The sequence below is a fragment of the Phenylobacterium sp. genome (assembly GCF_031412415.1).
GTDB lineage: Bacteria > Pseudomonadota > Alphaproteobacteria > Caulobacterales > Caulobacteraceae > Phenylobacterium.
The window spans coordinates 1-14,944 of record NZ_JANOCX010000194.1 but is presented as its reverse complement, the minus strand read 5'-3'; the positions used below and the strand labels follow the sequence as shown (position 1 = coordinate 14,944).

General features: G+C 67.5%; 23 protein-coding genes and 1 pseudogene. 9 read left to right on the top strand and 15 right to left on the bottom strand.

The features are described from left to right. The 5 genes from RMO04_RS09340 to purC form a co-directional block, all read right to left on the bottom strand. Window positions 1-210: phosphoribosylformylglycinamidine synthase subunit PurQ (locus tag RMO04_RS09340; protein ID WP_309644508.1), on the bottom strand; the 210-nt coding region annotated here is incomplete at its 3' end. 10 nt (window positions 211-220) lie between these two features. Next, complete coding sequence (locus RMO04_RS09335; protein WP_309644507.1) at window positions 221-706, bottom strand: DUF3291 domain-containing protein; 486 nt, start codon at window positions 704-706, stop codon at window positions 221-223. Continuing rightward, complete coding sequence (locus tag RMO04_RS09330) at window positions 703-1,083, bottom strand: hypothetical protein (RefSeq protein WP_309644506.1); 381 nt, start codon at window positions 1,081-1,083, stop codon at window positions 703-705. Before RMO04_RS09330 ends, RMO04_RS09335 begins: the two co-directional genes overlap by 4 nt. After that, window positions 1,080-1,319 carry a phosphoribosylformylglycinamidine synthase subunit PurS gene (gene purS / locus RMO04_RS09325; RefSeq protein WP_309644505.1) on the bottom strand — a complete coding sequence of 80 codons (240 nt, stop codon included), beginning with the start codon at window positions 1,317-1,319 and terminating at the stop codon, window positions 1,080-1,082. The genes RMO04_RS09330 and purS overlap by 4 nt, the downstream gene beginning before the upstream one ends. Beyond that, window positions 1,319-2,077, bottom strand: a complete 759-nt coding sequence (purC, locus tag RMO04_RS09320; RefSeq protein WP_309644504.1) for a phosphoribosylaminoimidazolesuccinocarboxamide synthase — start codon at window positions 2,075-2,077, stop codon at window positions 1,319-1,321. Before purC ends, purS begins: the two co-directional genes overlap by 1 nt. 198 nt (window positions 2,078-2,275) lie before the next feature. Here purC and RMO04_RS09315 point away from each other — a divergent pair, with 198 nt between their 5' ends. Together RMO04_RS09315 and RMO04_RS09310 are read left to right on the top strand one after the other, a co-directional pair. Then, window positions 2,276-2,596, top strand: coding sequence for a DUF1476 domain-containing protein (locus tag RMO04_RS09315; RefSeq protein ID WP_305583277.1), 321 nt, complete (start codon window positions 2,276-2,278; stop codon window positions 2,594-2,596). A gap of 91 nt (window positions 2,597-2,687) precedes the next feature. Beyond that, a complete protein-coding gene (locus tag RMO04_RS09310) occupies window positions 2,688-3,158 on the top strand; it encodes a hypothetical protein (protein WP_309644503.1) in 471 nt (156 codons plus the stop codon). A 7-nt stretch (window positions 3,159-3,165) separates the two neighbouring features. Here the strand turns inward: RMO04_RS09310 and RMO04_RS09305 are convergent, their stop codons facing one another. The 4 genes from RMO04_RS09305 to RMO04_RS09290 are packed head-to-tail and all read right to left on the bottom strand — an operon-like array spanning window position 3,166 to window position 5,940. Continuing rightward, the gene (locus tag RMO04_RS09305) at window positions 3,166-4,263 is read right to left on the bottom strand and encodes a class I SAM-dependent methyltransferase (protein ID WP_309644502.1); all 1,098 of its coding nucleotides are present in this window, start codon (window positions 4,261-4,263) and stop codon (window positions 3,166-3,168) included. Beyond that, on the bottom strand, window positions 4,260-4,862 hold the full coding sequence (locus RMO04_RS09300) for a DUF1190 domain-containing protein (RefSeq protein WP_309644501.1): 603 nt from the start codon (window positions 4,860-4,862) through the stop codon (window positions 4,260-4,262). Before RMO04_RS09300 ends, RMO04_RS09305 begins: the two co-directional genes overlap by 4 nt. Window positions 4,863-4,870: 8 nt before the next feature. After that, on the bottom strand, window positions 4,871-5,284 hold the full coding sequence (locus RMO04_RS09295; RefSeq protein ID WP_309644500.1) for a DUF350 domain-containing protein: 414 nt from the start codon (window positions 5,282-5,284) through the stop codon (window positions 4,871-4,873). An 11-nt stretch (window positions 5,285-5,295) separates the two neighbouring features. Next, window positions 5,296-5,940 (bottom strand): DUF2491 family protein, encoded by a 645-nt coding sequence (locus RMO04_RS09290; RefSeq protein ID WP_309644499.1) that lies wholly within the window; start codon window positions 5,938-5,940, stop codon window positions 5,296-5,298. Window positions 5,941-6,234: 294 nt separating this feature from the next. On the opposite strand from RMO04_RS09290, the gene RMO04_RS09285 reads away from it, so the two are divergent. From RMO04_RS09285 to RMO04_RS09270, 4 genes are read left to right on the top strand one after another with little or no spacing between them, the layout of a single operon-like run. Further along, complete coding sequence (locus RMO04_RS09285; RefSeq protein ID WP_309644498.1) at window positions 6,235-6,693, top strand: DUF2170 family protein; 459 nt, start codon at window positions 6,235-6,237, stop codon at window positions 6,691-6,693. A gap of 15 nt (window positions 6,694-6,708) precedes the next feature. Then, on the top strand, window positions 6,709-7,470 hold the full coding sequence (locus tag RMO04_RS09280; protein WP_309644497.1) for a PspA/IM30 family protein: 762 nt from the start codon (window positions 6,709-6,711) through the stop codon (window positions 7,468-7,470). 3 nt (window positions 7,471-7,473) lie between these two features. Further along, the gene (locus RMO04_RS09275; protein ID WP_309644496.1) at window positions 7,474-8,640 is read left to right on the top strand and encodes a glutathionylspermidine synthase family protein; all 1,167 of its coding nucleotides are present in this window, start codon (window positions 7,474-7,476) and stop codon (window positions 8,638-8,640) included. Continuing rightward, entirely contained in the window at window positions 8,641-9,576 is a 936-nt protein-coding gene (locus RMO04_RS09270) for a DUF808 domain-containing protein (RefSeq protein ID WP_309644495.1), read from the top strand. Here the strand turns inward: RMO04_RS09270 and RMO04_RS09265 are convergent. Beyond that, a complete protein-coding gene (locus RMO04_RS09265; protein WP_309644494.1) occupies window positions 9,573-10,997 on the bottom strand; it encodes a coniferyl aldehyde dehydrogenase in 1,425 nt (474 codons plus the stop codon). The two genes, RMO04_RS09270 and RMO04_RS09265, sit on opposite strands and share 4 nt — an antisense overlap. A gap of 214 nt (window positions 10,998-11,211) precedes the next feature. Here RMO04_RS09265 and RMO04_RS09260 point away from each other — a divergent pair, with 214 nt between their 5' ends. From RMO04_RS09260 to RMO04_RS09250, 3 genes are all read left to right on the top strand, one after another. Beyond that, the gene (locus tag RMO04_RS09260; RefSeq protein ID WP_309644493.1) at window positions 11,212-11,382 is read left to right on the top strand and encodes a hypothetical protein; all 171 of its coding nucleotides are present in this window, start codon (window positions 11,212-11,214) and stop codon (window positions 11,380-11,382) included. Between the two features lie 237 nt (window positions 11,383-11,619). Next, entirely contained in the window at window positions 11,620-12,117 is a 498-nt protein-coding gene (locus tag RMO04_RS09255; RefSeq protein WP_309644492.1) for a TorF family putative porin, read from the top strand. Then, window positions 12,003-12,335: a TorF family putative porin gene (locus RMO04_RS09250; RefSeq protein ID WP_309644491.1), complete on the top strand. Its 333-nt coding sequence runs from the start codon at window positions 12,003-12,005 to the stop codon at window positions 12,333-12,335. Before RMO04_RS09255 ends, RMO04_RS09250 begins: the two co-directional genes overlap by 115 nt. A gap of 84 nt (window positions 12,336-12,419) precedes the next feature. Here RMO04_RS09250 and RMO04_RS09245 read toward each other — a convergent pair whose 3' ends face one another. From RMO04_RS09245 to purB, 5 genes and pseudogenes are all read right to left on the bottom strand, one after another. Beyond that, window positions 12,420-12,548 (bottom strand): KUP/HAK/KT family potassium transporter, encoded by a 129-nt coding sequence (locus RMO04_RS09245; protein WP_309644509.1) that lies wholly within the window; start codon window positions 12,546-12,548, stop codon window positions 12,420-12,422. A gap of 64 nt (window positions 12,549-12,612) precedes the next feature. Then, window positions 12,613-12,705 (bottom strand): annotated as a pseudogene (locus RMO04_RS09240) (KUP/HAK/KT family potassium transporter); the annotation flags it as partial. Between the two features lie 140 nt (window positions 12,706-12,845). Further along, window positions 12,846-13,223: a hypothetical protein gene (locus tag RMO04_RS09235; protein WP_309644490.1), complete on the bottom strand. Its 378-nt coding sequence runs from the start codon at window positions 13,221-13,223 to the stop codon at window positions 12,846-12,848. Between the two features lies 1 nt (window position 13,224). Beyond that, window positions 13,225-13,644, bottom strand: coding sequence for a hypothetical protein (locus RMO04_RS09230; RefSeq protein WP_309644489.1), 420 nt, complete (start codon window positions 13,642-13,644; stop codon window positions 13,225-13,227). Between the two features lie 132 nt (window positions 13,645-13,776). Next, on the bottom strand, window positions 13,777-14,944 hold a 1,168-nt coding region (purB, locus tag RMO04_RS09225; protein ID WP_309644488.1), incomplete at its 5' end, for an adenylosuccinate lyase.

Genomic DNA, 14,944 nt, shown 5'->3' with positions numbered 1-14,944 from the left:
CATTTCCGGCGAGAGCGCCGCCATGGCCGCGCAGCGGAGATAGTCTCCATAGGAGAACCCACCCGGCAGGACGATCAGGTCGAGGCCCGAGGGCAGGGCGGTCTCCCCGTGCCAGACCATGTCGACCGACGCGCCTGTCGAGCGCTCGATGGCGACCTTGCAGTCGCGGTCGCAGTTGGAACCGGGGAAAACGATGACTGCGGCTTTCATGGGCGGCTCTCTAGGCGCATTCGTCGAGAAAGGGGAGGGGGCGTTCGGCGGAATCCGGGGCGGGGAAGATGTCGCGGAAGGTGAAGGCCTCGGCGGTCGGGCCCAGGCTGCGCAGGGTCGCCAGCCGCGCCACGCCCTCGGCGACGCTGGACCGGTGGCCCGCGGGGACCCACCAGAGCGCCATGCTGAGTTCCAGCTTTTCGAACCACTCGCGGCGGCGGCGCATGATCTCGACATGGCCCGAGCGATAGACATAGGCGCCCAGATCGTCCGGCGTCCTCCAGACGGACATGTTGGTGATGATCAACGGGTCGTCGAAGGCGACCAGGTCCGTGGCGTCGTTGCCGTCGCCCGTCAGCCTCCAGACAAAGCCGGCGTGGCCCTCGGCCAGGGCGTTGATGCGGTCGAGGTTGTTCTTGAAGTCGGCGATCATCGGATCGTCGATCGTGGCCCGGAGACGGCCGATATTGATCTCGGCGAGGTGGAATTGGCTCATCGCGTCTTCAAACCCTCCAGATAGGCCATCACCTTGGCGAACCCGGCCTTGTCGCCATATGGGCAGCCGGTCGTGTCCATGACAGTCACCCCATCGCGGCGCACGGCGTCCTGGCGAAAGATCGCCGGATGGCCGGGGGCGCCTGGGTCGGTCAGCACGAAGGCCAGGGCGCCGTCTCCGGTCGCGTAGTACCTGTAGGGTTCGCCGGGCGTGGGGGGCGAGCGTTTGAGATCACTGAGCGCCAGCACATCGGCCGACAGTGCCTCATAGGACCGGCCGCAATCGAGCTTGAAGGCGGCGGAGGGCGCCGGTGGCGGAGCCTGGGGCGGCGCGCAGGCGCAGGCCGCGAAGAGGGCGATGAGGGCCAGAGCCCTCACGCCACCTCGACGCGGTAGCTTTCGATGACCGTGTTGGCGAGGAGCTTCTCGCACATCTGCTTGACCTCGGCCTCGGCGGCCGCGGCGTCCGACGCCTTGAGGTCGAACTCGATGGTCTTGCCGACGCGCACCCCGTCCACGTCGGGCCAGCCCAGGCCGTGCAGGGCGGTTTCGACCGCCTTGCCCTGGACGTCCAGGACGCCGGGTTTCAGGAACACATGAACTTTCGCGCGCACTAGTGGAGGCCTCCTTGGATCACGGTGGGCATCTCTTTCATGATGCCCAGCCGCCGGGCGACTTCAGTGTAGCCCTCGATGACGTCGCCCATGTCGCGGCGGAACCGGTCCTTGTCCAGCTTCTCGTTGGTCTGGCTGTCCCACAGGCGGCAGGAATCGGGACTGATCTCGTCGGCCAGCAGGACGCGGGAGAAGTCGTTCTCATAGACCCGGCCGAACTCCACCTTGAAGTCCACCAGGGTGATCCCGACCCCCGCGAACAGGCCGGTCAGGAAGTCGTTCACCCGCAGGGTCAGGGCCATCATGTCGTCGATCTCCTGGGTCGTGGCCCAGTTGAAGGCGGTGATGTGCTCCTCGGCGACCATGGGGTCGGCGAGCTTGTCGTCCTTCAGATAGAACTCGATGATCGAGCGAGGCAGGGCCTGGCCCTCGGGCAGGCCGAAGCGCTGCGACAGCGACCCGGCCGCCACATTGCGGCAGACCACCTCCAGCGGAATGATCTCCACCTCGCGGATAAGCTGTTCGCGTAGATTGAGCCGCTTTATGAAATGGTTCTGGACCCCGATGGAGTTCAGCTTGACCATCACGTATTCGGAGATGCGGTTGTTGATGACGCCCTTCCCCTCCAGAATCGCTTTCTTCTGCGAATTGAAGGCGGTAGCGTCATCTTTGAAGTACTGAATTAAGGTGCCCGGCTCAGGCCCCTCGTAAAGGATCTTGGCCTTGCCTTCGTAGATCTTCTTGCGGCGGGTGGTCATAAAGGCCTTCTCCGAGAGCGAGGGCTAGCCGAGCCGTCGACTCAGGCCTCTCGCCCATATGAGGCGTGAGGAGAATTAGCCGAACGACGACAGCGGCGCAAACCGCGCATGCGTCGGACCGCGAGCTGGCGCGTTTACGTTGCGAGCGCCCTCGTCAAGAGATATGCAACGGCCGACTGACGACCCACTGGGGAACACATGACCACCTTCAACGATCGAGAGCGCGGCTTCGAGAAGAAGTACGAGCTCGACCAGGAGCAGGAATTCAAGGCCGGCGCGCGCCGCAACCGGGCGCTGGGCGAGTGGGCCGCGGGCCTGATGGGCCTCTCCGAGGACAGCGTCGCCGAATACGCAAAGGCCGTGGTCAAGTCCGACTTCGAGCTGCCGGGCGACGAGGACGTGCTGCGCAAGGTGTTCGAGGACCTCAAGGGCTCGGGTGTCGCCATCAGTGAGGGCGAAGTGCGCATGAAGATGGACGAACTGCTGGCCCAGGCCCGCGAACAGCTCCGCGCCGGCTAGAGCGCCGACATCGTCGGACGAACAAGCGCCGCCCCTCGGGGCGGCGCTTTTGTTTTGGCCCATTGCGGATATCGTCGTGATGAGACCGGCCATGAGCTTGGCCGGGTCGTTTGAGGCGGGGGCTGCGATGATGCGTATGGCTTGGATGTTGGCGGTCGTGATGTTGGCGATGGCGCCGGGCGCCCAGGCGGCCGGTGTCAATCTGCCGATCAGCGTCAGCCCCACCGACTGCCGCGACGTGGACGGCAAGGGGCGGCCGGCGTTCTTCTACACCGTGCGCTGGAACGCGCCGGGGTCCGCGCCCACCGAGTTCATCGTCAACGCATCCGCCGCCTGCAAGATGGAAATGGTGGACGGGACGGGTCGGGCGGTGAAGCAGCCATGCTCCGGCGGCGGCGTCGAGTGCGTGAAGGTCTGCAGGGGCGTCTGCCAGGTCGAACTGACCAATTGCACGACCTCCGTGAAGTCCTGGGCGCAGGTGAGCACCCGGGGCCAGGGTCTGGTCTCCAAGCGAGAGCTTGCGACGGCGCCCGCTGGGAAGTGCCTCAAACCCGCATCCTAGCCACCGCTCAGGTCTTCCGGAACCAGAACGAGGCGCCGTAGGGGTTGAGGGTCGCCAGGGGGCCGCCGGCCAGGGCGGCCAGGGCCTGGGCGCGCAGCGTGGGGTCCTGGCCCACGTACCAGCTCGGGAACATCACCTGGAAGGCGTCGCCGCCGAACAGCAGCGCGGTGGCCAGCAGGTACTGTTCGTTCCAAAGCCGGCCCACGTGCCCGGCGATGTAGTCGTCCGGGAGATAGATGTCGTGGACCTGGACGATCACGCCGGGCGCGAGGCGGGGCAGGATCTCCAGGAAGAAGACGGTGACGTCGGAGCCCTGGAACGCGCGGTGCGAGCTGTCGAGGAACAGGATGTCGCCCGCCGTCAGGGTCTGGAACAGGTCGAGGTCGCAATCCTCCAGCGGGCTGCGGATCACCTCGTCGCAAAGGGCGTCGATCTCGTTGCGCGGCTGTGGGTCGATGGAGGTCAGATGGGCGCGCAGGCCGTAGCGAGTGACGGCGCGGCGGGCGAACTTGGTGGAGACCCCCGAGCCGATCTCCACGAAGCGCGCCGGGTCGTGGGCGCGCAGCATCTCAGTCAAGACCAGGCCGTCCAGGGGCGGGAACCAGGTGTTGAGCCAGAAAGGGGTGGCGGTGTCGTAGGTCCCGCCCAGCGCGATGTCGTCGAAGTCATGGGCGATCCGCGCGATCCCGGCCAGGACATCGGCGTAGCGCGCGGCGCCGGCGGCGATCAGGGCGGCGAGTTCGGGGTGGGCGGGCTTGCCGGCGCCGTAGCGGATAGCGGCGCGGTAGCTGTAGTCGATGGTCTTGAAGTCATGGGTCGCGTGATCGCTGGTGAAGGCCGCGCCCGGGCCGGCCAGGGCCGCGGCCAGATCGGCCTGGACGCCTGCGTCCCGCGGCGTTCGCGTGGCCACGGCGCGCAGCAGGGCCAGGCCTTCCTCGCCGCGTCCCAGTTTGCATAGGGTCACGCCCAGATAGCGCTGGGCCTGGGGGTGGTCGGGACTGGCGGCCAGGACCCGGCCGAAGATCAGCTCGGCATGGTTCAGGAAGTTCTCGCGCAGGCGGGCCAGGCCGATGGTGAACTGTCGATCGAGCGGCGGGGCGCTCAACCCCCGAAGCCGCGGCCGCCGCCGAAGCCGCCACGGCTGACCACGGAGGTCCGAGTCTGCATGCGCTGCGGCGCCTGGCGGATGGAGTCCGGGGGATCGATACTCTGGCGCGAGATGGTGGTGCGGCCGGTGGCGTAGTCGCGGCCCAGAGTTCCGCCCCAGCCGGTCTGATAGCCGTCGCGGCCGCGATAGAGGCCGGTGCCGCGATAGTAGCGGTTGCCACCGCCGTCCAGCATCTGGCCGATGACGAAGCCGGCCAGCAGCGGCGTGAAGAAGCTGCCGCCATTGCTCGCGGTTCGCGGGACGCAATTGCCCACCCCGTGGGTTTCTTCGCAGGTGGCCTGAGCCTCGAAGCGCGGCGCGGACTTGTCGTTGTCCTCCAGCGCCTTGGCGTAGGCCGCGTCGCAGTCGGCGTCGGGGATGGCGTTGGCGGTCTTGCAGGAGTCGAGGTCGGCGTACTGGAAGGTCTCGACCTGTTCGCCCTGGGCGACCGAGTTCTTGTTCCAATTCGCGGCGGCGGGCGCGTCGTCGCAGGCGGCGATGGTGAGGCTGGCGCCGGCCAGCATGGTCGTCAGGGTGAGGGAGCTGGAGCGTTTCATGAGCGGCCTCAGGCGGTCATGCAGGCGGCGTTGAGCAGGCCGACCGCGATGGAGACCCCGGCCATGTAGACGCCGATGGAAATCTCGCCCGCCTCGATCCGCGCCTTGACGTCGGGCAGGGCGATGATCCGGACGGCGGTGAAGGCCACGATCTGGATGACCCCGGCCAGCGTCGCCCAGGCGGCGAACTCGAACAGGCTGACCGTGTGGCTCAGCGCCGAAGCCAGCGGCAGGACATACCCGATCAGGGCGCCGATGAGGGCGATGGCCGCGGCGGTGTTGCCGGCCCGGATCAGGTCACGCTCCTTATAGGGCGTGATCCACTGGTAGATGACCTTGAAGGCCAGGGTGAACAGGCCCGCGGTGACGAAGGCCAGGAGGAAGGCAAGCGCGCCGCTCAGGAATTCGATGGCGTCGAACATGGATTGGCCTCTCAGGCTTTGAATTCGCCGACCGCGAGCGGCAGGCCGATCATGATCTCTTGGGTGACATCGCCCTTTTCGGGCTCGAGCGTGAGCGCCAGGAGCAACTCGCGGCCCTCATCCGGCAGGTCGCGGTGGAACAGCATGCAGGTCTGGAAGAGGCGCGCATAGGTCTCGAGCGCGGCGCGATCCTCGAACACATTCTCCCAGAAGGTCACGGGCGCCTGTTCCGGCGTCTCCTCGTCGAACCAGAAGCGACGATAGACCGGCAAGTCGTCTTCCATGAAGACGGGCGAGCGTAGCTTGTCGGCCCAGATGCGGCCCTGGGCGGAGGTTCCGGGATAAGCACTGCGCCATGGCGTGAAGAGCGTGAAGTCGTTGGCGCTCTGGCCCTCGCGGTCGTCGGAGACCGCCTGCAGCATGACGTGGTCATCGGTGTAGAACCGGTGGACGAAGGCGCCGTCGTCCAGGGCGATCACGCCCTGGGCGGTGATCTCCAACGTGTCGCGGTCCAGCGCGAACTTGGTGTCGGATCCGAAGCGCCGCCAGGTGAGCGGGTCGAGGATCACCGTGCGCCCTATGGTCACGTTGCGCACCACGGGCAGGGCCGGCGGCGCTAGCTTGGGCGTGTCCTTGCCAAAGAGCTTGCGGAACATCGGTGGATGGCCTTCCTGAGGGTCGCAGATTGCTCCGCCGCGACATCTTGTCAAGCGTTCATGGTATGCGTACATGTATCCATGGCTGAACGACGTCCCCGCTCAGAACAGGCCGCCCTGCGCACCCGCGCCTGGCGTCTGGCCAGGCGGGCGGCGGGGTTCGTGAAGATCGAGGTCTGGGCGCCGGCCGCGTGCAAGGCCGACATTCAGGCCGCAGTACAGGCCATCGTCATCGAATCGACGCGCGGCCCGGCTTTGCTACCGAAAACCCATAACGCACAAGGCGTCAGAAACATGGACTCCGTCATAGACACCTCCTGGACCGTTCCGGGCCTGCGCGACGCGCTGGTAGAGAGCACCCTGGTCCGCGAGGGCGAGCTGACCGCCCAGGTGATCGAGGGGGCCGAGCCGGTCCTGCTGGTCACCATGCATGAGTTTGGCGACCTGCCGGTCTATGTCAGCGTCGGGCCGCTGCAGATGGTGGTCTCGGTCATCCTGTGGCCGGTGGACGAACAGAAGGACCAGGCGGCGTTCAACGTGTTCCTGCTGAAGGCCCAGAAGATCGTGCCGCTGTCGAACTTCGGCATCAGCACCGTCGACAATCGCGACTACTACGAGCTGTTCGGCGAGATCGCGGCCAAGACCTCGTTGCAGACCGTGCTGATCGAGCTGCGGACCCTGGCGGGCAACGCCATCGACGCGGCGGGCGACCTGCGCGAGTCCTTCGAAAACCTCAGCGGCGTCGCCGCCTAAACCGGAGAGAGACCCATGTCGATCTGGAGCAAGCTCTCCGCCCTGCTGCGGGGCACCGCCCACGAAGGCGCCCAGACCCTGGTGGACGCCAACGCCCTGAAGATCCTGGACCAGGAGATCCGCGACGCGGACATGGCCCAGGGCAAGGCCCGCGACGAGATGGCCGCCCTGGTGGCGCGGCGCCGCATGCTGGAGAACGAGGCCAAACAGCTCGCCGAACAGGCGCGCAAGTACGAATCCTCCGCCCGCGCGGCCCTGGCCAAGGGCGACGAGGCCCTGGCCCGCGAAGTGGCCACCCGGATCGCCGACCTGGAGCGCGACTCCACCCAGAAGGCGACCCAGACGGCGGAACTGCGCACCGCCGAGGACCGGCTGCGCCAGATCGTGGCCCAGACCGACACCAAGATCGAGGCCCTGCGCCGCGAGATCGAGGTCGTGAAGGTCAATGAGAGCGTTCAGAAGGCGCAGTCGGCGGTGGTCTCCCGCGCCGGCGCCACGGGCTCGACCCTGGGCTCGGCCGCCGACAGCCTCAAGCGGATCAAGGAACGCCAGGCGGTGCGCGAGGAACAGTTCCGCGTGCATGGCGAACTGGAGGACCGCCGCACCGGCGCCGACCTCGACGCCAAGCTGCAGGCCGCCGGCATCCTGCCGGGCCATGTGGGCGCCGACGACGTGCTGGCGCGGCTGCAGGCCAGCGCGCCTTCTTTGCAACTGGAGGCCCCTCGGCTGGCGATCGAGGACAAGGTCGCCGTCCGACGCGGCGAAACAGACAGCTAGCCGATGCGCCGCGTAGTCTTGCCGCCCCGCCGAGACTGGAAAGCCAAGGCCGAGGCGGTCGGGTTCACCTGGCACCATGCCGACGGCCGCCGTTATTGGGACGAGCGGGCCTACTACGCCTTCACGCTCGCCCAAGTGGAGAACCACATCGAAGCGGCCAGCGCCGATCTGCATCGGATGTGCCTGGAATTGGTCGCCGAGGTGGTGGACAGCCCGGTCCTGATGACCCGTCTGGCGATCCCGCAGGCCGCCCAGGCGGTGGTGGCGGCGTCATGGAAGGCCAAGGCGCCGTCGCTCTATGGGCGGTTCGACTTCTTCTATGACGGCGCCGGGCCACCAAAGCTTTACGAGTACAACGCCGACACGCCGACCAGCATCTATGAGGCTGCGGTGTTCCAATGGCTGTGGCTGGAGGATCGGATCGCCGATGGCGGGCTGCCGGCTGGCGCCGACCAGTTCAACAGCCTGTACGAAGCCCTGCGCGACCGGTTCAAGACGATCTTCCCCAAGGGCGGCTTCGTCCACTTCGCCAGCGAGGCCGACTTCGCCGAGGACCGCCAGACCGTGCGGTTCTTCGAGGACGTGGCGGGGCAGGCGGGGCTGGAGCCCAAGTTCGTGGCCCTGGACAAGATCGGCCTCGACGCCGACGGCCGGTTCGTCGACGACGAGAACTTCATTATCGAGGCGATCTTCAAGCTCTATCCGTGGGAACAGATGTTCCGCGACGCCTACGGGGAGAAGATCGCCGCCAGCCGCGCCCAGTTCATTGAGCCGGCGTGGAAGGCGATCCTGTCCAACAAGGGCCTGCTGCCATTGCTGTGGGAGCGACACGCCGGACACCCGAACCTGCTGGAAAGCTATTTCGACGACGACCCGCGCGCCGACAGTCTGGGGCGCTCCTACGTGCGCAAGCCGCTGTTCTCCCGCGAAGGCGCCAACGTCGAGCTATACGTGAAGGGACGGCGCGGCAGCGTGCTGGACCAGGGCTACGGCGCCGAGGGCTGGATCCGCCAGGCGCTCTGTCCACCCCCGAAGTTCGGCGCCAACTATCCGGTTGTCGGCGCCTGGATGATCGGCGACGAACCGGCCGGCATGGGGATCCGCGAGGACCGCGGCCGGGTGACGCGCGACCGGTCGCGGTTCGTGCCCCACGTGATCTTGGAGAGCTGAATGGCGTCGGGTCTCGTAGCCCTGCTGGACGATGTCGCCGGGATCGCCAAGATCGCCGCGGCCTCCTTGGACGACATGTCCGCCGCCGCGGGTAAGGCCGGCTCCAAGGCCATTGGGGTGGTGGTCGACGATGCGGCGGTGACGCCCGGCTACGCCATGGGGTTCACCCCCGACCGCGAGTTGCCGATCGTCTGGAAGATCGCGCTGGGCTCGCTGAAGAACAAGTTCCTGTTCCTGCTGCCGGGCGCCCTGCTGCTCAGCGCCTTCGCGCCCTGGGGCGTGACTCCGCTGCTGATGCTGGGCGGCGCCTATCTCTGCTTCGAGGCCACCGAGAAGATCATCGAGGCCTTCACCCACCACGATCCGGTCGACGCGCCCGAGGAACTGGCGCTCAGCTCCGCGGATCTGGAGAAGGAAAAGGTGTCCGGCGCGATCCGCACCGACCTGATCCTGTCCGGCGAGATCATGGCCATCGCCTTGGCCGACGTGGCCGACAAGCCGCTGATGGTCCAGGCCGGCGCCCTGGCCCTGGTCGGCCTGTTGATCACCGTCGCCGTCTACGGCGTGGTCGCGCTCATCGTGAAGATGGACGACATCGGCTTGCATCTGGCCGAGCGGCGCACGGCCCTGGCCCGCGCCGTCGGGCGGGGTCTGGTCAAGGGAATGCCGGTCGCCATGCAGGGCCTGACCATCATCGGCACGGCCGCCATGCTGTGGGTCGGCGGCGGCATCATCGTCCACGGCCTTGAGCACTTCCACCTGGAGACCGTGCCGCACCTCGTCGAGGGGCTGTCGCATTGGGCCTCGGCCACGCCCGGTGTCGGCGCGGTGACCGGCTGGTTCGCCATGGCCCTGGGCTCGGCGGTGGTTGGCCTGCTGGTCGGCGGTCCAATCGTGGCGATCGTCCACTTCTGGCCGGGCAAGAAGGCGCACTAAGCCTTCATCTGCCCGTCGAGGTATTTGCGGATGGCCGGGCCGAAGGGCGGGCGCATCTGGCTGAGCGGTCCGTCCATCTTGATCTGGGTGTAGATCGCCTTCTTATGGCTGAATTCCTTGAAGCCGTCCTGGCCGTGGTAGCTGCCCATGCCCGAGGGTCCGACGCCGCCGAAGGGCAAGTTCTCCTGCGCCACATGGAAGACCACGTCGTTGACGGTGACCCCGCCAGCGGTGGTGCTGGCGAGCACCTTCTCGCGCTCCGCGTCGTCTGATCCGAAGTAATAGAGACCCAAAGGCCGTTCGCCCTTGTTGATGTAGGCGATGGCCTCGTCGATCCCGGCGTAGGTCTTCACCGGCAGGACCGGGCCGAAGATCTCTTCCTGCATCACCGTCATGTCGTCGGTCGGGTCGATGATCAGGGTCGGCGCGATCTTGCGATGCTCTTGCTGCGACAGGTCCTCGCCCTCGGGCTTCAGCTCGACGATCCGCGCGCCTTTGGCGCGGGCGTCGTCCACATAGGCGGTGATGCGGTCATAGTGCCGTTGGGTGACGATGGCGGTGTAGTCGGGGTTGTCCTTTAGCGTCGGGAACATCTTGGCCACCGACGCCTGCGCCCCGGCGATGAAGGGCTCCAGGCTGTCACGCGGGGTCAGGACATAGTCGGGCGCCAGGCAGATCTGGCCGGCGTTCAGCGTCTTGCCGTTCATGATCCGGGCGCTGGCGGTGGCCATGTCGGCGGACTTGCCCAGGATCACCGGGCTCTTGCCGCCCAGCTCCAGGGTCAGCGGCACCAGGTTCTCGGCCGCCGCGCGCATGACATGGCGTGCGATCCCCGTGGCGCCGGTGAAGATCAGATGGTCGAAAGCCAGCCCCGCGAAGGCTTGGCCGACCTCGGGCCCGCCCACCACCACGGCGATCTCCTCCTCGGAAAAGGCGGAGGCGAACATGGTCTTCATCAGGTCGGAGGTGGCCGGCGTGAACTCGGACGGCTTGATCATCGCGCGGTTGCCCGCCGCCAGGATGCCGGCCAGCGGCGCGAAGGTCAGGTTCACCGGGAAGTTCCACGGACTGATCACGCCAACCACGCCCTTGGGCTGGTAGCGGACCTCGGCCTTGGCGCCGAACAGCCCGAGGATGGCTGGGGTCGGCTTGCGCTTCTCGGGCCGCATCCACTTGGTCAGGTGGTCGCGGGCGTGCCTCAGCGGACCGATGGAGCCGGCGATGTCGGTGAAGGCCGTGGCGTCGCGCGAGCGGGAGCCGAAGTCGGCGTTCAGCGCCTCCTCGATATCGGCGCGGTTGTCGATCAGCAGCTTGATGCAGCGATCAAGGTTGGCGATCCGCTGGCCGGCCGAAGGCGCGCCGTCGCGCAGGTGCGCGGCCTTTTGCGCGGCGAGCAGGGCGTTCATGGCGGTGGGGGTCATGGCGGGCTCCGAAGCAGGATATCCGGGCGATGTTCGGGTTGTGACGTAGGGGAATGGAAGGTCAGTCGACGTCTGGGATCAGCGCGTCGGCCAGGCCGTCCGGTTGGGTGAACTTCATGACGAACGGCCAGCCACGACCTGACCGCAGGCGCGGAATCTGCGATGAAGGGGGCGGCCGGCGGTTTCACGCGGGTCGTCCAGCCGGAAGACGCCGATGAAACCGCCGCCTAAGCGCCTCTCCGACCTGCGTGGCGGCTCGCCTGCCACCGGGACCTACGCCGCGCCGACGCCCAAGGTCTCCCGGCAGAAGCGCGCCAAGGTGCTGACGCCGGCCGAGCGCGCCGCGTTCCTGGCCTCGCGGCCCGATCTCAAGCCGAAGACCTGAGGCGCCGGGCCCGCAGCGGCCTCCTTGTACTTCCTTGATACGCCGAAGCCCTCTTCGGCATGGAGCCGAGACGGCCTGGACGCCTAGTGTCCGCCCTCACGCAGAGCGCTTGCAGCGCATCGCGTGGCCCCGCTCTCCCGCGCCCCGCCAGTGCGCGGCGAGAGACGGCGGCGGGCGCGGCCGGGCGGGAGCCTCAAGCGCCCGCCGCCGCTCGTCTTTCATGTTCAGGGACCCTCTATGACCTTCCACCCGTTCGCGATGACCAAGCATCGCCTGTTCGCCATGGTTTGCGGCGGCCTTGCGCTGTCGGTCGCGGTCGGCGCCGGGCGCGCCTCCGCCGAGGAGCCGACGGTAAGCTTCAACCTCGGAGTCGCCAGCGACTATGTTTTCCGGGGCGTGAGCCAGACGGACGAAAGCCTCCAAGTGTTCGGCGGCGGCGACCTAACGGCCGGACAGTTCTACGCGGGCGTCTGGGGCTCGAACGTCGACTTCCATGACTCCACCGACGCCGAGATCGATGTCTACGCCGGGTTCAAGCCGACCCTCGGGCCCGTCACGCTGGACCTGGGCGTGATCTACTACGGCTATGTCAACGCGCCGTCAGGCGCGGACGATGGCAATTGGGAAGCCAAGCTGGCCGGTTCGATGCCATTGGGCGCAGGGCGCTCGGCGCAGCGGTCTTCTACTCGCCCGACGGCTTCGGCGCTGCTGACGAGGCGGTCTACTACGAGGTGAACGCCTCCTATCCCGCCACGGAGAAGCTGTCGTTCAGCGGCGCCCTGGGGCGTCAGGCCTATGACGGGCCGGGCGACTACACGACCTGGAACGCCGGCGCGACCTGGGCCTTCATGCCCCGCTTGGCCGCCGACCTTCGCTATCACGACACCAGCGAGCACGGGTTCGGTCAGCTCTATGACAGCCGCGCCGTGCTGAGCTTGAAAGCGACCTTCTAGGTCGTCGCCTCGGGCGCGTTCGGCGTGGAGAGAAGCTGGACGCGCCCGACCCTGGTCAGATCTCGACTTGGCTGCCCAGTTCCATCACGCGGCTGACCGGCAGGCGCCGATCAGCAGGGTGGTCAGGATGATGGTGGCGGTGACCGCCAGGCCGAAGGCGGCGGCGAGCGCCGAAGAGCTGCGGAACCCCAGGATCAGCGCCCATATCAGCATGGACAGCACCCCCAAGCACATGAGGCGTATCGAGGGGTAGGCGATGATGACCGATGAAGCTCTCGCGGAAGGCGTAGAGCGGGCTGGTTCCGATGTCGCCAAACACCACGCCAGTAGCGGCAAGAGCCGAGCGCCAGGAACCGGGTTTCGTGTCCATGAAGCCTCAAGCTGTGACGGGGACGGGTCGCACACCAGACCACGGGCTCGCTGCCGGCCGCAAACGCCAAGCCCCTGCGGAGCGCTGTTTCAGCTGAGGCCGATGATCAAGGCCCGGGCCAGGATCGCGGCCGGTGGAGCTCATTCGGCGATGCCTGGATCAAGGTCGTCGCCGGCCAGGGCGAACGCGGGGCGGGGCGTACCGCGAGGCTGGGACTCGGGGTGGAACTCGACGGTCAACATCACCACGTGCCCGCACTGGGTCTGGTGACGAGCCAACGCCGTGGCGTGGTCCTTGGCGTCGTCGAAACGGCTGAACCGGCCATAGGTCATGTCGTCGCGCTCCACGCTCCAGCCGTTGGCCATGGCGCGCACGACGATGTGGGCGACGGAAGGTTTGACGGCCGTCGGCTGGGCGGCCGCCCATCGCGGGATAAGCTCGCCGAGATCGCGAAACGGCAGCGCCGCTCCACTGGTTGGAACGAGGCCCAGGAGGGCCCAGTCGGCGCGGGGGATCATCTCAGGCCGCCTTCTGAAAGGCGCTGGCGCGTCGCAGCGCCACGTGAACCTCGCGCCGGCAGCCCACCAGGCGACGCACAATCTCATAGCCGGCCTGTTCCAGGCGATCGCGGATGGGGTCGCCGTCGTTGGCGGCGATCTGCTGGGTTTGGACGATGAGCACGCCGCCCGCGCGGACCAGCGGCCCGGCGGCGAGCACGCGGGTCAGCCCCGCCTCGTCGCAGGTGTGGGCCACCAGGACCGCGTCAGCAGGCTCATGCGGGCCGCGCTGGTCGGCGCGGAGATAGCCGACCTGCTCATAGCCGTGACGGCACAGCCACAGCACCGCCGGGAGGCCGCTGGGGCCGGTGACGCGGATGAGGCTGGACTTGTGAACCTCGACCTCCTCCAGGAGGTCGATCAGGGAAGACGAATGCGGCATGGAACGCGAGAAGCTCCGGATCGGAAGGTCCGGGATGGACCATCGGGAGAGCTCGCATTCTGGCGCCGGGGCGCGTCGCGTTTCGATACCGAAGACCGGCTGGAATATAAGCGCCGCATCAAGGCGGAGGCGCTACTCCGCCGCCTTGGCCATGGCCTCGACGCCGAACACCCGGGCGAAGACGACGTCCACGGCCTTGAAGTGGTAGCCGAGATCGAACAGCTCATCGAGCTCGGCGGGGGTCAGGGTCACGTCGCCGTCGGCCAGCAGCAGGTCCATGAACCGGCCCTCGCCGCGCCAGACCTTCATGGCGTTGCGCTGGACCGCCGAGTAGGCGACCTCGCGCGCGACGCCCTTCTGGGTGAGGGCCAGCAGCACGCGCTGAGAATGGACCAGGCCGCCCAATCTGTCCAAATTTCTCAGCATGTTTTCCGGATAGACCATCAGCTTGTCGACCACCCCGGCCAGGCGGCGCAGGGCGAAGTCCAGGTGGATGGTGGTGTCCGGGGCGATGGCGCGCTCGACCGAGGAGTGGCTGATGTCGCGCTCGTGCCACAGCGCCACGTTCTCCATGGCCGGCACGACGGCTGAGCGGATCAGACGGGCCAGGCCGGTCAGGTTCTCGGTGAGAATGGGGTTCTTCTTGTGGGGCATGGCCGAGCTGCCCTTCTGGCCCTTGTCGAAAAACTCTTCGGCTTCAAGGACTTCGGTGCGCTGCAGATGGCGGATCTCGACGGCTAGGCGTTCGATCGATGAGGCCACCACCCCAAGCGTCGCGAAATAGGCGGCGTGGCGGTCGCGCGGGATGACCTGGGTCGAGACCGGCTCGACCACGAGCCCCATCTTCTCGGCGACGTAGGCTTCCACCTCGGGCGCCACGTTGGCGAAGGTGCCGACCGCGCCAGAGATGGCGCAGGTGGCGATCTCGTACCGGGCCATCGCCAGCCGTTCCTTGGCGCGCACGAACTCCGCGTAGTGGCCGGCGAGCTTCAGGCCGAAGGTGGTGGGCTCGGCGTGGATGCCGTGGCTGCGGCCGACGGTGGGGGTGAAGCGGTGCTCGAAGGCCCGCTTCTTCAGCGCCGCCAGCACCAGGTCCACGTCCTCGATCAGCAGGTCGGTGGCGCGGCAGAGCTGCACCGCCAGCGCCGTGTCGTTGACGTCGGAGCTGGTCATCCCCTGGTGCAGGAAGCGGGCCTCGGGGCCCACCAGCTCGGTCACGAGGCCCGCTTCACCCCCACCGTCGGCCGCAGCCACGGCATCCACGCCGAGCCCACCACCTTCGGCCTGAAGCTCGCCGGCC

Bases quoted from the DNA above. Each gene is read 5' to 3' on its own strand.
- RMO04_RS09235 (WP_309644490.1), bottom strand. From the start codon at position 13,223: ATGATCCCCCGCGCCGACTGGGCCCTCCTGGGCCTCGTTCCAACCAGT.
- RMO04_RS09315 (WP_305583277.1), top strand. From the start codon at position 2,276: ATGACCACCTTCAACGATCGAGAGCGCGGCTTCGAGAAGAAGTACGAG.
- purC (WP_309644504.1), bottom strand. From the start codon at position 2,077: ATGACCACCCGCCGCAAGAAGATCTACGAAGGCAAGGCCAAGATCCTT.
- RMO04_RS09230 (WP_309644489.1), bottom strand. From the start codon at position 13,644: ATGCCGCATTCGTCTTCCCTGATCGACCTCCTGGAGGAGGTCGAGGTT.
- RMO04_RS09280 (WP_309644497.1), top strand. From the start codon at position 6,709: ATGTCGATCTGGAGCAAGCTCTCCGCCCTGCTGCGGGGCACCGCCCAC.
- RMO04_RS09290 (WP_309644499.1), bottom strand. From the start codon at position 5,940: ATGTTCCGCAAGCTCTTTGGCAAGGACACGCCCAAGCTAGCGCCGCCG.
- RMO04_RS09300 (WP_309644501.1), bottom strand. From the start codon at position 4,862: ATGAAACGCTCCAGCTCCCTCACCCTGACGACCATGCTGGCCGGCGCC.
- RMO04_RS09260 (WP_309644493.1), top strand. From the start codon at position 11,212: ATGAAACCGCCGCCTAAGCGCCTCTCCGACCTGCGTGGCGGCTCGCCT.
- RMO04_RS09295 (WP_309644500.1), bottom strand. From the start codon at position 5,284: ATGTTCGACGCCATCGAATTCCTGAGCGGCGCGCTTGCCTTCCTCCTG.
- RMO04_RS09255 (WP_309644492.1), top strand. From the start codon at position 11,620: ATGACCTTCCACCCGTTCGCGATGACCAAGCATCGCCTGTTCGCCATG.
- RMO04_RS09275 (WP_309644496.1), top strand. From the start codon at position 7,474: ATGCGCCGCGTAGTCTTGCCGCCCCGCCGAGACTGGAAAGCCAAGGCC.
- RMO04_RS09270 (WP_309644495.1), top strand. From the start codon at position 8,641: ATGGCGTCGGGTCTCGTAGCCCTGCTGGACGATGTCGCCGGGATCGCC.
- RMO04_RS09265 (WP_309644494.1), bottom strand. From the start codon at position 10,997: ATGACCCCCACCGCCATGAACGCCCTGCTCGCCGCGCAAAAGGCCGCG.
- RMO04_RS09285 (WP_309644498.1), top strand. From the start codon at position 6,235: ATGGACTCCGTCATAGACACCTCCTGGACCGTTCCGGGCCTGCGCGAC.
- RMO04_RS09335 (WP_309644507.1), bottom strand. From the start codon at position 706: ATGAGCCAATTCCACCTCGCCGAGATCAATATCGGCCGTCTCCGGGCC.
- RMO04_RS09310 (WP_309644503.1), top strand. From the start codon at position 2,688: ATGAGCTTGGCCGGGTCGTTTGAGGCGGGGGCTGCGATGATGCGTATG.
- RMO04_RS09245 (WP_309644509.1), bottom strand. From the start codon at position 12,548: ATGCTGATATGGGCGCTGATCCTGGGGTTCCGCAGCTCTTCGGCGCTC.